Origin of the sequence: Chryseobacterium sp. PvR013, assembly GCF_017833095.1 — a bacterium.
Classification (GTDB): domain Bacteria; phylum Bacteroidota; class Bacteroidia; order Flavobacteriales; family Weeksellaceae; genus Chryseobacterium; species Chryseobacterium culicis_A.
In genome coordinates, this window is the sequence record NZ_JAFIBT010000001.1 from 1786743 (window position 1) to 1801829 (window position 15087).

Below are 15087 nucleotides of genomic sequence, written 5' to 3' on the forward strand. Positions count from 1 at the left end.
ATATCCTGATCTGATTATTCTTAAATCTTGACTGAACTCAAGATTTTTTAAGTCGGGATAAAGTTTCCGGGGACATCCTCAGATAATTGGCAATATATTTATTGGGAACTTCCTGAAACAGCTTTGGACTTCGTTTCAAAACTCTCTCAAATCGTTCTCCCGGAGCGTTGATCAGTAAATCTTTTTCTCTTTCCAGCTGCTGCAATACCAGATCTTCGAGGATACTGATCCAGAATTTCATGTATTCATCATCTGATTGTACAAACTCATAAAAATCCTTTCTTGAAGCCGTTTTTACGATTGTTTTTTTTATCGCCTGAATATAAAGATCCGAAGGTTTTTCCGATAAAAATGAATCAAGGCAGACCATAATATTTCCGGTATATCCGAAACGAATGATTCTTTCTTCATTTTCATCCATCATAAAAATCCGGACACTTCCTTTTTCAATATAATAAATAGAGGTATCTGTACTCCCCGAAATCTTAAGAAATTCATTTCTCCTGAATTCGTTCTTTTTCCAATGGATTCCGCTTTGAAGTAATTTTTCAACCATTTCATTTTATTATTTGCTTTTCCAAAGATAATAGGTAATTTTAAAGTTTTAAAACACTAATCACTGATAATGCTCAAAAAAACAGCCTTTTTCATGCTGCTTTCCATCGGATTTTCCGGAATGAAAGCACAGCAAACCATTCCTTTCCGGATCACCAAACATCATAATATCATTGTTAAAACTCTGGTCAACAAAAAAGATTCACTGAATCTGATGTTCCAGATTGCCATGAAGGATTATTCAATCTCTCCCGAACACAAGCTGAAAGCAGGTCATATTATTTTCAATAAAGACGAAATAAGTGATCATAATACCGTAGAAATTGGAAAAATTACCCAGAAAAATGTACGTTTTTTTGATAACCAATTAACAGGTTATGAGGCCGACGGAAAAATTGGGACCGGAATTTTTGATGGCAAAGCTTTTAAAATTGATTATGACAACAATCAATTTGTGATGTATGATAAAATGCCCGATCTGAAAGGTTTCCAGCCTATTAATATCATCTTAGATCATGATGGATTCTACCTTGCCGGAGATAATATCATTGATGGAGATCACCAGCAGGAAGCCTATTTTGTCTTACAATCCGGATTTTCAGGAACAATTTTGTACAGCAACACCTTCGCAGAAGAAAAGGAACTGGACAAAAAACTAAAAGTAACCGGAGAAAAAACTTTGAAAAATTCTGAAGGGAAAAGCTTAATTACCAAACAGGCAGTTCTTCCTTATTTTAAATTGGGAAATCAGGTTTTTAAAGATGTTTCTGTAGGATTTTTCTCAGGAGAGCTGAAAACACAAAATGTAAGCTACCTCGGTGCCGATATGCTCCGCAGATTCATCTGGATATTTGATGCAGAGAGAAAAATGGCTTATATCAAACCCAGCAAATACTTTTCGGAACCTTATTACAAAATGAATTAGAATATGATAAACACCTTAATGCCAAGAAAGATAATGAAGATCAAAACTGCCGCAGCACTTTTGTTTTTTCAACTGGTTATAGTGAGCTGTCAGAAAGAAGAAAAAAAAACCGTTGTCACAGAAACAAAAACTACGATTGATTCTGTAAAAACAACAAAAACTGAAGAGAAAATAGATTATACCAACTTTAATATTTTCAGTCTTTCTATTATTTCATCAGCCGAAAAAGATTCTGATATGGATATTTTTATTTCTGTCTCGGATATCTATAAAGGAGAGCAGCCTATTCCTGCAGCAATTCTTAAAAATCAGAAGCAAATGACGTATGAAGAACGCCAGCATTTTGAACTGGATGCTCCCAGCAGAAAAAAACTCCTGAACGGAATTCATCTTACGGAAAATGACTCACTGTATATTTATGAGTATGGATCTAACAAGCTGCAAAAAATGGCTGTCAGTAAGTTAAAAGCAGTAGCTTACCTAAGTCCTTATAGTGATAGTGAAGATTTGGATCCAGACTCTTATATGATGGGATTTCAGGTTGCCACTCACCAAAAGACAACAGACTACGACCGATACAATAATGCCATCGCTTATTTCGGGAATAAAAATCCTTTTGTAGAAAATAAAATGAAAGCTGTAAAATGGCAAAAAGCAAATGCAGATATTTCTAAAAAATATTTTAGTCCATCAAAGCTAGCTCCAGGAAAATCCTATCAGGCACAGTATGAAAATATGACTTACTATCTTCAGGATTATCTTGAAGAGGGAAATACCGTAGAACGTAAGCTGGCTGTTATCAATGATCATAAAGAAAAGATTGCTGAGAAAACATTCAGCCTTGCAGGAAGTGATGGCGGAGAATTTCTTCCTCTTTATGGAATAGATGCTGATGAAGCCAATATTTTCCAATTTACAGGTCATCTTTTCAAAGGAAAACCTCCGGTTATTTTTGGATTTATTGCGCAGTCATTTGGCTGTCCTTCCATTAGTTTTTTAGATAAAAAAGAGAAGGATTTCCCGATTAATTGTGATAACAGGCATTAGGAAAGGCTTTTGGAGAAAATCGGCATAGATTCTTACGGAATGACAAACTGTGTGGATAGGCTTTTCAGCAAAATCTGCGAGAAAAATTAAATAGGAACGGGCTTTAGCCCGTTTTATTTTTTATGAATATTCCATTGGCTTTAGCCAAAACTTATTTTTAGAATCGTTATAGATCAAAAAAAGCCAATCTGTTGATCAACAGATTGGCTTTATTATGTTCAGTTTATTATTTCTTAGGATAATATCTGTCTTTCAGATGGATAAAATAGGTTTCAGATTCTTTGAAGCCATTGCTCTTCATAAACTTGATCACTACATTCAAATAGTTTTCTGAAGGAGTAAAATCTGTTCCCATTTTTTCGGAAAACTTTTTATAATCATCTTCAAGCAACTTTGGATTTTTGGCAAGCTGTTTTATATCGGATCTGAATCCTTTAAATATGAATTTTAAAGCCTCATAATTTCCGGGATAGGAAACCGTTCCGTGGGTCTCACCTTCGAAGAAACTATGTTTATAGTTTAAAGATCCGTTCTTTTGTATGATTTCTTTAAATTCTTCGATGGCCTGGGTCATATCGGAATTCCAGTTTTTCTGCTGTTCTTCATTATCAGCCTGAGAAACATACAAAGATTTTTTGACCGGAAATTTGTTATTCTTTTCCAGATATTCTTTTGTTTTTGCAATCATTACTTTATTATCCCACCATAAGCTAGGATCATTGGCAACATAAGCATTGAAATAATCGGGATTGGTAAGAAATGTATTAATGGCAAATAATCCTCCGAAAGAATGTCCAACCAACACCGAATAATCCTGAGTTCTGTAATTTTTACGGATGAATGGTTTCAGTTCTTCCTGTATAAACTTTACAAATTTTTCACTTCCTCCACTGTCTGCAAAAAGAATAACGTTGGGGTTTACAGGACTTTTCTTCTGTGCTTTAGTGGGCGTAAGATCTCTTGTTCGTTCTGTATTTTTAATACCTACCACAATACATTCCGGAATATCGGCATAAGGAGTTCGGGCAATAAAATCTGTTAATCCTGTGTAATATTCGAAATTGATTTCTCCGTCTAAAAGATAGATCACCGGATATTTTGCAGGGCTAATGGTATTATCATTATATGTTTTAGGCAGGTGAACCCAGATTTCTCTGTTTTCATTTAAAACTTTTGAAAATAAGTTTTGCTTCTCTCCAATGGTCAGTGTTTCCTGGGCTTTACCCAATGTAAACAGTAAAAATAATGGGAGGTATACAATTTTAAACCAGTTGTTCATGGTGTGAATCTTTTCTGTGTTGATGAATATTTTTAATTTCTTTACTCTTTTTAGGGGACTTATTCCTTCTTCCCCACCAGATCAGGAATCCGGTAATCGGGAGGCTGGTACAAATAATCCCGATAATGAATGTGAATATTTTACCAAACATTCCACCCCAATAGCCTACATGCAGGTCAAAATTCATATGCTCAATCACTTCATGCATCTGAACTTCTTTGGGATAATCTATTTCATTCCCGGTATATTTATTCGTTTCTATACTTTTGCCATTGACAAGGCTTTTTAAACCAATAAACTGAGCTATGCCTACGTGATAAACTGTAGTTGAATCATTTCTGGGAATACTCATTCTGAATTGCTTTGCTTCAGGAAACTCTTTAAATTTTTTCTCTACAAAATCCGTATAGGATAATGCCTTTTTATCAGGATCAAATTTAGGTTCATACTTTTCTGCAATACTATGGGCATCAACAGCACCTCCGAAAGCCTGCTGGGTAAGATTCGTTAAAACCTCATACGCCATAATCAGTCCTGTAATGGTAATAAACACTGCCGGCAGCAATGAATAAAACCCAAAGACATTATGAAAATCGTAGTTTTTCCTGCGCCATTTTGTTCCTGATTTGATTTTAAAAGCTGTTGTTCTTGTGGTTTTATTCCATTTTTTAGGCCACCAGAGAATCAGTCCACCAATTAACTGGATAAAAAATATGACAGAAGCAATTCCCACCACAGTTTTTCCAAACTTTCCTGCCAGCAGCTGGGCATGGATATGCGCTACAATATAGAAAAATTCATAGCTTTTTGTGGAACCCATTACTTTTCCGGTGTAAGGGTTAAGATAATGATAAGCAAATATACCTCTTGGACCACGGCCTTTCTTTTTGGGCTTTTCTGCCTTGTCAGCATTTTTATCTTTAGGCGGTTTAGTGGCTGATGCTACTCTGAAGCTCCTGTCCGCTTCTTTATAGGTATCAAAATAGAATGCTTTTCTATCCGGAACCTGCTGGTGGAATTGGGTCAGTAATTCTTCGGGAGTCATTTTTCTGGTATTCGCCGGAGCCTGAACATATTTGGCGCTTCCTCCGCACAGATCAATAATTTCGTCACAAAAGACAAATACGGTTCCTGAAAGAGTAACCGTCAGCACAATGATTCCGGAAACCAGCCCGAGCCAGAGATGCAGCCAGCCGGTGATCCTTTTGGTAAGGGATTTTCCCTGTTTTTTTTTAGGATTAGTTTTTTTATTTTCCATATCTGTTTTCATTCTCAAAAAAATGTAAGTGTAGAAAATGCAAGGGCGCAATTGTATTTATAATGCGTGTTTGTAAAGTGAAAAGAGTTATTCCTGCTGCCATTTACTTTAGCATACTTGAAAGCATCAGAAATAGGTATGTATTATAAATCAAAGTTTTGCGCCCTTGCGGTTTTCATCCTTATATTGTATTTGTTGAGATTATTTTTTGTTTTTTATTAAAATTTGAAGGCAAAATTGGCAAGAATTTCTCTTGGCTTTTGGGGTTGTCCGTAGAAGTTCCAATAGGTTTCATTCAGGGCATTATTCATTTTCAGACCAATTCTGTACTTTTTCTTGTCATAGAAAATTGTAGCACCAACAGTGGTATAAGAAGGCGCAAGAAAATGATTAATAATATTGATATAGGTTTTATCCACGAAATTAAACCCTGCCCCAAAGCCAAGTCCTTCATAAGCACCCTCCATAATTTTGTAGCTCGTCCATAGATTGGCTACATGTTTTGGCGTCCATGCGATTCTTTTTCCGCTGTCTTTGCTACGGTCATCATATTTATTGTCGTTATAACCATATCCGGCAACGATATTCCATCCTTTGAAAGGGTTGGCAATAATTCCTATTTCCAGTCCCTGACTTTTAATATTACCATCCTGAATACTTCCTATTCCGCCTGGATCTGCAACCAGTCTGTTTTTAACATTAATATTATAATAACTTACGGTTGTCAGTAATTTTTTATGGAAAAGATCTACTTTAAAACCTGTTTCAATCTGATTTCCCTGCTCCGGATCCCATTTTGTTAAAACACCTACTTCATTTAATGATGGAGCATAATTTTTAAATCCGTTTACGTAATTAGCAAAAAATGAAATCTCATCTTTTACAATTTCATAGACCAATCCGAATTTTGGTGAAAACTGCGTCTGGCTGTACCCTGTAACTTTATTTTCGGGATATCCGTTTTTCGTAGAGATTTCTACACCGTTTACAACCGTATCATCATTTTTATAGCTGTCTACTCTCAAACTTGCCATTACCAGCAAATTATCCGTGATATTCAAAACATCAGAGATATAACCGCTGATTGTTCTGAATGTTGTAATATCAGATTCTGTAGATTTTCTCTCCTTATTCATGAATTTATTTCTTGAGATAGGGTCCCATGCTGAAGAGCTGTCGAGATTCACTTTGTCATAAGGCATGAACACATTGCTGTATCCGTTGGCTTCATAATAAGGAAACTGATATTTTGTTCTTTGCTGGAAATAATCAATTCCCACCACCAATCGGTTTCTTAAGTTTCCAATTTTAAAATCTCCTGTAAAGTTCTGCTGGATATTATCTGTTGTTACTTTAAAGCTGTCAAAAGGGCGGATCATTCTTTCTACCTGATTGTTATTCAAATATCGAAGGACTAAAAAGATAGACTCATTCTCATTGGCTTCCCCTCTTTGGTAAGATGTTCTGGAAGTCCATTGATCATTGAATTGATGCGTAACCTCAGCCATCGTTACAAAATTGGTTCTTTTGGAACCGATATCATTGCTTGTAAACGCCCTTTTATAGGCAACTTCCAGGTCTTTCATTGAGTGCAGCGTCAGTTTTTCTGAGTTTCTTACATACGCATTCAATGTTTTATCCGGTGCATGAAACTCAGTATCCAATGTTACTGTTGTTTTGTCACTTACTTTATATAAAACACTTCCGGAAAAGAATAATCCTTTGTTGTAACCCGCATCCTGAAATGAATCCTGTGAATAGGCTGCTACATTGAATCTTGCTAATGCCGTTTTTTCCTTATTAAAAGGGGTATTCACATCTGCTGTGATTCTGTTCATTCCCCAGCTTCCGGTGGTATAATTGATAATTCCCCCGAAGTTTTCCTGGGGTTTTTTAGTGACGATATTTACCACTCCGCCGTAGTTGGCTAAGGTTCCTCCGAATAAGGTTCCGGATGGTCCTTTAATTACTTCTACTCTTTCAATATTAGCAATTTCAGACTGTACTCTTGGGTTTTGGGTCAGTCCGTTTCTGAAACTGGCATTGGAGCTGAATCCTCTCATGAAAATATCATTCCCGCTGTCGTTCACACTGTTGCTTACTACTACTCCCGGGGCAGAGGCCATGGCTGTATTGAAGTCCATTGCTCCCATTTCACTGATGATTTCTTTAGGAACAAGATTGTAAACAGTAGGATTTTCCAGATTTTCCAGAGGAAGTCGTGCGATGGATTCAGATTTTTTGGTTCTGTAATTATGAGTTCCCTGTAGTGATACGGACTGGATTTCAGCCACTTTAATGGTATCCGTTTCCTGGGCACTCAACATCGTTACGGCTAATAGAGCTGCAGAAATAATTGTTTTTTTCATGTTTATAATTAAGTTAGTTCCACAAAATTATCTTATTTTTATTAATTCTAAATAAAAACATGACACAAATCATAAAATTACAGCTGTGAAATAGCCCACCAATAAAGGGTTTAGCGAAAAGGAAAAAAGCATTAAATAATTTGTGATATAGGATCAATACTATAATTCTCTATTTTTAAATTTTTCTTATCTTAATGTGATTTTATATAAATCTCATTATTCATTATAATTTTCAGAAATGAACAACAATATCCAAGAGACCATTCAGCACTTTCTTCAATTTCTTTCGGAAAGAAAACTAACCGAATTAACGAACTTATTTTCTGATACCGTAGACTGGTATATCCCTGGGGATGAACAAAAAGCGGCCTGGCTTGGAGTAAGAAACAATAAACAGGAGGTATCCGATTTTTTTGAATTATTATGGAAAAATACAGAACCAGTTTCTGCAAAAATCGACCATATTTTCAACGATGATGAAAATGTTGTTATAACGGGAGAATTTGTGACGAAAATGCTTGAAACAGGCAGAATTGTAGAGTCTTTATTCTGTATCCAGATGCGTATTCAGAACAATAAGATTGTCCGTTACAGACTGTTGGAAGACAGTTTAGCGGTGTCAAGAGCTTTAACCAAGTAATTGAAGATTCTCATTTTTATTGATATCAAACGAGATTATTAATGAGGTTCTTCCTTCGTCAGAATGACAAAAGTAGAATTCTTCGACTTTTGAGGCGATCTATTTGATAAAAATTAGGAATTATTTCTGTTGAAATCTAAGATGATCTTTTTATATCACAGCAGAAGCCATCATAGACATATAGTAATTGGCACAGTGTAGAGCATTAATTAAAACGATTTCTTTCTCCGGAAAAGTTTCAAAAGCATCAGAAGTTGTGATCTGATATTCGTAATTCAGGGAAGTCCACTTCAGATGTGGCTTTATGATCATCAGCTCTACCCCTTCCTGATCTGTAAGGACAAATGATTCTTTAAAAATCCCTCTGTGTTTAAAAAGGTAACCATTCTTTATGCCATCAAAATAAGTCTGTACCACAATTTCACCATTCCAGTTCATCCTGAATTTCAGAAGTACTCTTTCGTGGTCTTTCAGTTCAATGGTGGTTCCCCAAAAACCTTTCGGCTCTACCTGATAGCTCTGACCCTCTGCAATTTCAATGACAGCATTAAATTTAAACCAGCTTGTATAAGTAAGTTTTCCAATTAATGTCTCTTCTTTTGTGACTTCAAAAGATAAAGAATTGCTTGATTTCGCGTAATATTCTGCCATGGTTATATCTGGATTTGGTGAAGTTTTTATTAGTTTTTAGATCGCATTAACAGCTTGAATTTTAACGCTCTAATTTATAAATAATTCTTCAAACATAATCTACTTTTAAGATGATAGAATAAAAACTATTGTGAATTAATTCTGAAAATGTTTTTTATATTGAAATTTTGCTTTCAAATATGTATCTGTACAACCTACAACTTATTATTGCTTCCAAACCAGTACTCCCACTTTTCATTATCAATCCCAAATTTTCCCTGCCACCATCTCGCGGGATAACCAACATCATCATTCCTTACAGGTCTGTGTTCTCTTTCAGGATAGGTAACGTAGTGATCTGCATATCCAAAATGCTCATCATCATGTAAAATTCCAATGATTCCTAAAATTTCCAAGACTCCTGATCGCTCTTCATCATTTGATTTAAAGGTTTTAGAAATTTTCTTTTTGAGTTGAGAAATTCTGTCGCTTGGATCTGCTGTCTCCATGATTTTTTTCAGTTCATTGAGTATCCGGTAATCATTTTCATCGGGTTTGACAGCCGGAAGCTTTGGGAACTGTTCTACATCAAATAAAACCTGAATTACATTATCAAAACAGGCTCCATCTTTATACTTGAAATAATTGATTGTATTGAATTCGATAGGATCTTCAAATTCATAAGTATGAATGCCACACACCGCGCAGCTACCTTCATTAGGTTGTGGGCTTGGTGTAAAGCTATGCTCAGTCAGACTTTGGGCAATACAGTAGCTGGACAAGAATGAACGGTATTCCAACTGCCTTGTACTCAGGCTGTAAATAAAGGCATCCACAACGTCCTGCTTCGTAATATTAGCAACGGCTTTTTTAATTCTACGGCAAATTTCATCATGGCTTATTTCCTCCCGATCATACATGACAGATTGTTTCTTTGCGTACTCAAAATCATCTTCGGTGATGTATTGCATATAGGTTTCCCAATAAAACCAGTCGCTTAAACTTTCGTCCTGGGAAGTTTTTATTGTATTGAGTAAAATCTTTATTGCTTTTTTATCCATTCTGGCTTTTTCCTTTATTCAATTTTATAAACATAATCATTACGGATAAATTTGCTTTTATCTTTTAATGCTGCAGGATAAAATATCTTTCCATCAATCTCAACACTTTTAATCATGCATCTCCAGCTTCCATTATGGCTTTTGTAAATTTTTGTTGTTGAATTCGGATAAAGCTCAATAACAATGGAAGAATCTCTCACTTGTATTTTTTCAAGAGCCTTTGGATTTTTAATTTTATAGAAAGAGCGCGGTGACAATATTCCATTTTCGTAATTAAATGCAAAGCTGCCGGATTCATCATCAATTGCTTTCGATACAGGATAATTATAATTGATCTTGATTATTTTTTTGGTTCCGGTGAGATTTTGAATATAAAAATCAGTCAGCCAGGAACATCCTGAAAGAACCGTTATAAAAATAAAACTTAAGAATCCTATCATCATTGATTTTATACTCATTGTATTTAAATTTAGAGGGCTTTTGTAAAAATAATCAGATTACTTTAATTTATTAGTTTTTCTGATAAAAAAATCCCACAAGAAAATTTGTGGGATTTTGAATATTTATTGGATTCGAAATTACATGGTCTCCATTTTGAAGCTCATGCTTTCGATTACTTTTAAGATCGCTTCTACCGTATCCATTGAAGTTAAACAAGGAACTCCGTTTTCCACACTCATTCTTCTGATCTGGAATCCGTCTCTTTCTGCTTGCTTACCTTTTGTAGTGGTATTCACAACATACTGAACTTTTCCTTTCTGAATCAGGTCGATAAGATTTACACTTTCTTCTCCGATTTTGTATCCTATTTTGCAAGGAATTCCTTTTTCTTCAAAGAACTTCGCAGTACCTTCCGTAGCCCAGATTCTGAATCCTACTTCATGGAATCTTGCTGCAAGAGCTGCTGCTTCGTCTTTATGTTTATCTGCTACTGTGAACAGGATAGATCCGTGCATAGGAACTTTTCTTCCTGCTGCAACCAATCCTTTGTACAATGCTTTTTCAAGGGTTGTATCTTTCCCCATTACCTCTCCTGTAGACTTCATTTCAGGGCCTAAAGAGATATCAACTTTCGTTAGTTTGGAGAAAGAGAATACCGGAACTTTTACAAATACTCCTTCTTTGTTTGGAACCAATCCGTTTTCGTATCCTAAGTCTTTCAGTTTTTGTCCTAAGATTGCCTTTGTTGCAAGGTTAGCCATAGGAACTTCTGTAATTTTAGATAAGAAAGGAACTGTTCTTGAAGAACGAGGGTTTACTTCGATTACATAGACGTTTCCTTCGAAAAGAACGTACTGGATGTTCATTAATCCGATCACCTTTAATCCTTTTGCCAATCTTTGTGTATAATCTACCAAAGTATCAATCTCACTTTGAGAGATATTTTGTGGTGGATATACTGCGATTGAGTCTCCGGAGTGAACTCCCGCTCTTTCAATGTGCTCCATAATCCCTGGAATCACTACAGTTTCACCGTCACAGATGGCATCAACTTCGATTTCCTTTCCTACCATGTATTTGTCAACCAATACAGGGTGTTCAGGGCTGGCTTCTACTGCATTTTCCATGTAGTGGGCCAATTCTGCTTCTGCGTATACAATTTCCATCGCTCTCCCTCCAAGAACGTAGCTTGGACGTACTAATACCGGATATCCGATTTCGTTAGCAATTTTTATCGCTTCTTCTTTCGAAGTTGAAGTTCTTCCTTTTGGCTGAGGAATTCCCAGTTCCTGAAGTGCTTTTTCAAATTTATCTCTGTTTTCAGCTCTGTCAAGATCTTCTAATGAAGTTCCTAAGATCTGCACTCCGTGAGAGGCTAATTTATCTGCAAGGTTAATCGCAGTCTGCCCTCCGAACTGTACCACTACTCCTTTAGGTTTTTCAAGATCGATGATGTTCATTACATCTTCTTCTGTAAGCGGCTCGAAGTATAGTTTATCAGAGATGGAGAAGTCTGTAGAAACTGTTTCTGGGTTGTTGTTGATGATAATTGCTTCGTAACCCATTTCTTTGATTGCCCATACCGAGTGAACTGTTGCGTAATCAAACTCAACTCCCTGTCCGATTCTGATAGGTCCTGAACCTAGTACGATGATTTTTTCTTTGTCAGAAACAACACTTTCGTTTTCTTCTTCGTAAGTTCCGTAGAAATAAGGGGTTTCAGATTCAAATTCAGCAGCACAAGTGTCTACCATTTTGTACACCGGCATTACTCCGTTTTCTTTTCTGAAGTTGAAAACCTCACGTTCTTTTACATCCCAAAGAACAGCAATATTGATATCTGCGAAACCTAATCTCTTAGCTTCAATTAAAGTTTCTTTATCGAATTTGTTTTCAGCGATTACTTTTTCGAAGTCAACTAGTTTTTTCAGTTTCCAGATGAAGAACTTGTCGATTTTACTCCATTCTACAATCTGTTCCCAGTCGTATCCTCTTCTTAAAGCATCTCCGATAATGAACAATCTTTCATCATCACATACTCTGATTCTTCTTTCGATTTCCTCAGCAGTAAGCGCTTCCGCCTGCTTGGTTTTTAATCCTAAATGTTTGATTCCTGTTTCTAATGAACGGATCGCTTTCTGTAAAGATTCTTCCAGATTTCTTCCGATCGCCATTACTTCACCAGTTGCTTTCATCTGAGTAGAAAGTCTTCTGTCTGCCGTTTCGAATTTATCGAATGGGAATCTTGGGAACTTCGTTACCACATAGTCAAGAGCAGGTTCAAAACATGCGTATGTTTTTCCTGTTACCGGATTCATGATTTCATCCAGCGTTAATCCTACAGCAATCTTTGCAGCAATTTTTGCAATCGGATATCCTGTTGCTTTACTTGCTAGCGCTGATGAACGGGAAACTCTTGGGTTTACTTCGATAATATAATACTCGAAAGAGTGTGGATCTAAGGCCAGCTGTACGTTACATCCTCCTTCGATTCCTAAGGCTCTGATGATTTTTAATGAAGCATTTCTCAGTAACTGATACTCTCTGTCTGAAAGTGTCTGAGAAGGTGCTACTACGATAGAATCTCCTGTGTGAACTCCTACCGGATCTATATTTTCCATGTTACAAACCACAATGGCGTTGTCGTTTGCATCACGCATTACTTCGTACTCAATTTCTTTGAAACCTGCGATTGATTTTTCAATAAGACACTGAGTAACCGGGCTGTGCTTCAGTCCCAATTCAGCAATCTCTTTCAATTCAGCTTCTGTAGAAGCGATACCTCCTCCGGTACCTCCCATTGTAAAGGCAGGACGAACAATTACAGGGTAACCGATTTCATTGGCGAAAGCAAGTGCTCCTTCTACCGTATTTACGATATCAGATTCCGGAACCGGCTCGTTCAATTCTCTCATCAACTCACGGAAAAGATCTCTGTCTTCAGCTCTGTTGATGGCAGAAAGCTTTGTTCCCAATACTTCCACTTTGCACTCTTCAAGAATTCCTGATTTTTCCAATTCTACCGCCATGTTCAGTCCTGTCTGACCTCCCAATGTTGGTAACAATGCATCCGGACGTTCTTTTCTGATGATGTGGCTTACAAACTGTAATGAAATCGGCTCGATATATACTTTATCAGCGATTTCCACATCCGTCATGATTGTTGCAGGGTTTGAGTTGATCAAAATTACCTTGTAGCCTTCTTCTTTCAGAGACAGACAAGCCTGCGTTCCTGCGTAATCAAATTCAGCTGCCTGACCAATAATGATAGGTCCTGAACCGATTACTAAAATTGTTTTTATATCTGTACGTTTTGCCATTTTTCTTTTTTTAGATACAAGATGTTAGATGTCAGATTCCAGACATCCAACAGGATGTTTTACTTTTTTAAATTAGATTTGAATGTATAAATCATTCTTTGAATTTCATTCAGATTTGATATTAAACAGTTGACTTTTTCTACATCAAGTAAATTTAATTCTCTAGTTAATATTAATTGTGTCTGCAATTCAAAAGAGGAAGCATTTGCTATACCAAGAAAATGATAAAACTCATTATCATTATTTCTTCCTGCGCCTTCTGCTATATTTGAAGGAATGGAGATTGCGGATCTTTTAATCTGAGAAATCAAACCAAACTTTTCATCTTTAGGTAATTCTGAACAAATGATATAAACCTGTTTTGCAAGTTCAATTGATTTTTGCCAAAAAACTAATTTTCCAAATTATGCATGATAAAGTCTGTTATCTGATGTCTAATATCTGAAAATTTTTCTTACTTCTTAAAGTCCTCCATCATTTGAATGAACTCATCAAACAGGTAGTTTGCATCTTCAGGGCCAGGGCTCGCTTCAGGGTGATACTGAACAGAGAAACAAGGGTGGATTTTGTGTTTCAATCCTTCGTTTGTTCTGTCATTCAATGCGATGTGTGTTTCGATAAGGTCTGTTCCTTTTAAACTTTCCTGATCTACAGCATATCCATGGTTTTGAGAAGTGATTGCTACCGTGTTCTTCTCCAGATCCAATACCGGGTGGTTTCCTCCTCTGTGTCCGAATTTAAGCTTGAAAGTTTTCGCTCCACAAGCAAGACCAATTAACTGGTGTCCTAAACAGATTCCGAAGATGGGAACTTTCCCTAATAATCCTCTGATCATCTCTAAAGCGTGTGGTACATCTTCCGGGTCACCAGGGCCGTTTGATAACATAATTCCGTCAGGATTCATCAATAGGATCTCTTCTGCCGTAGTATCCTGAGAAACCACGATGATATCACAGTTTCTTTGAGATAATTCTCTGATAATTCCCAGTTTTGCACCGAAGTCTACCAATACTACTTTGAAACCTCTGTTAGGGTTTGCGTAAGGTGTTTTTGTAGAAACTTCTTCTACCTGATTGGTAGGGAAATTTGTTGATTTTAACTCGGAAGCTACTGCAGCGTCATCTGCATCAACGTTTACAATTTTTCCTTTTACAACCCCATGGTTACGAAGAACTCTTGTCAGTCTTCTGGTGTCGATTCCTGAAATTCCTGAAAGATTTTTCTTTTTAAATAATTCATCTAAAGTAATCTGAGTACGGAAATTGGAAGGAAGATCGCAAAGTTCTTTTACGATAAGCCCTTTGATTGCCGGCTCAATACTTTCATAATCATCACGGTTAATACCATAATTTCCGATAAGCGGATAGGTCATACAAACTATCTGACCGCAATACGATGGGTCAGAAATCAATTCCTGATACCCTGTCATTCCGGTATTGAAAACTACTTCTCCTGCAGTTTCCAATTCTGCTCCGAAACCTTCTCCATGAAACACTTCACCGGACTCCAGTATTAATTTTTTCTTCATTTTTAAAAATTAGATTTTCTATTATTTTCTTTTT

At 36.4% G+C, this 15087-nt stretch carries 12 protein-coding genes and 1 pseudogene; 3 read left to right on the top strand and 10 right to left on the bottom strand.

Translation table 11 applies throughout. The features are described 5' to 3' along the window. Positions 1–37: 37 nt before the first annotated feature. Entirely contained in the window at positions 38–556 is a 519-nt protein-coding gene (locus tag JOE44_RS07915) for a Crp/Fnr family transcriptional regulator (RefSeq protein WP_209785110.1), read from the bottom strand. A 69-nt stretch (positions 557–625) separates the two neighbouring features. On the opposite strand from JOE44_RS07915, the gene JOE44_RS07920 reads away from it, so the two are divergent. Continuing rightward, complete coding sequence (locus tag JOE44_RS07920) at positions 626–1480, top strand: hypothetical protein (RefSeq protein ID WP_209785111.1); 855 nt, start codon at positions 626–628, stop codon at positions 1478–1480. Between the two features lie 18 nt (positions 1481–1498). After that, complete coding sequence (locus tag JOE44_RS07925; RefSeq protein ID WP_209785112.1) at positions 1499–2527, top strand: hypothetical protein; 1029 nt, start codon at positions 1499–1501, stop codon at positions 2525–2527. Between the two features lie 226 nt (positions 2528–2753). Here JOE44_RS07925 and JOE44_RS07930 read toward each other — a convergent pair whose 3' ends face one another. The 3 genes from JOE44_RS07930 to JOE44_RS07940 all read right to left on the bottom strand — a co-directional run bounded on the left by JOE44_RS07930 (position 2754) and on the right by JOE44_RS07940 (position 7433). After that, positions 2754–3806, bottom strand: a complete 1053-nt coding sequence (locus tag JOE44_RS07930) for an alpha/beta hydrolase-fold protein (RefSeq protein ID WP_209785113.1) — start codon at positions 3804–3806, stop codon at positions 2754–2756. Further along, positions 3790–5064 (bottom strand): PepSY-associated TM helix domain-containing protein, encoded by a 1275-nt coding sequence (locus JOE44_RS07935; RefSeq protein WP_245169737.1) that lies wholly within the window; start codon positions 5062–5064, stop codon positions 3790–3792. The genes JOE44_RS07930 and JOE44_RS07935 overlap by 17 nt, the downstream gene beginning before the upstream one ends. 218 nt (positions 5065–5282) lie before the next feature. Further along, positions 5283–7433 (bottom strand): TonB-dependent receptor, encoded by a 2151-nt coding sequence (locus tag JOE44_RS07940; RefSeq protein ID WP_209785115.1) that lies wholly within the window; start codon positions 7431–7433, stop codon positions 5283–5285. Positions 7434–7671: 238 nt separating this feature from the next. Here JOE44_RS07940 and JOE44_RS07945 point away from each other — a divergent pair, with 238 nt between their 5' ends. Then, a complete protein-coding gene (locus tag JOE44_RS07945) occupies positions 7672–8073 on the top strand; it encodes a nuclear transport factor 2 family protein (protein ID WP_209785116.1) in 402 nt (133 codons plus the stop codon). A gap of 150 nt (positions 8074–8223) precedes the next feature. On the opposite strand, the gene JOE44_RS07950 is transcribed toward JOE44_RS07945, so the two are convergent. The 6 genes and pseudogenes from JOE44_RS07950 to JOE44_RS07975 form a co-directional block, all read right to left on the bottom strand. Further along, positions 8224–8724: a hypothetical protein gene (locus JOE44_RS07950; protein ID WP_209785117.1), complete on the bottom strand. Its 501-nt coding sequence runs from the start codon at positions 8722–8724 to the stop codon at positions 8224–8226. A gap of 194 nt (positions 8725–8918) precedes the next feature. After that, positions 8919–9764 (bottom strand): hypothetical protein, encoded by an 846-nt coding sequence (locus JOE44_RS07955; protein ID WP_209785118.1) that lies wholly within the window; start codon positions 9762–9764, stop codon positions 8919–8921. 14 nt (positions 9765–9778) lie between these two features. Continuing rightward, entirely contained in the window at positions 9779–10222 is a 444-nt protein-coding gene (locus JOE44_RS07960; protein ID WP_209785119.1) for a hypothetical protein, read from the bottom strand. Positions 10223–10342: 120 nt separating this feature from the next. After that, positions 10343–13525, bottom strand: coding sequence for a carbamoyl-phosphate synthase large subunit (gene carB / locus JOE44_RS07965; RefSeq protein ID WP_209785120.1), 3183 nt, complete (start codon positions 13523–13525; stop codon positions 10343–10345). A gap of 59 nt (positions 13526–13584) precedes the next feature. After that, positions 13585–13920 (bottom strand): annotated as a pseudogene (locus tag JOE44_RS07970) (four helix bundle protein); the annotation flags it as partial. Positions 13921–13979: 59 nt separating this feature from the next. Continuing rightward, positions 13980–15053 (bottom strand): carbamoyl phosphate synthase small subunit, encoded by a 1074-nt coding sequence (locus JOE44_RS07975; RefSeq protein WP_209785121.1) that lies wholly within the window; start codon positions 15051–15053, stop codon positions 13980–13982. Positions 15054–15087: the final 34 nt, after the last annotated feature.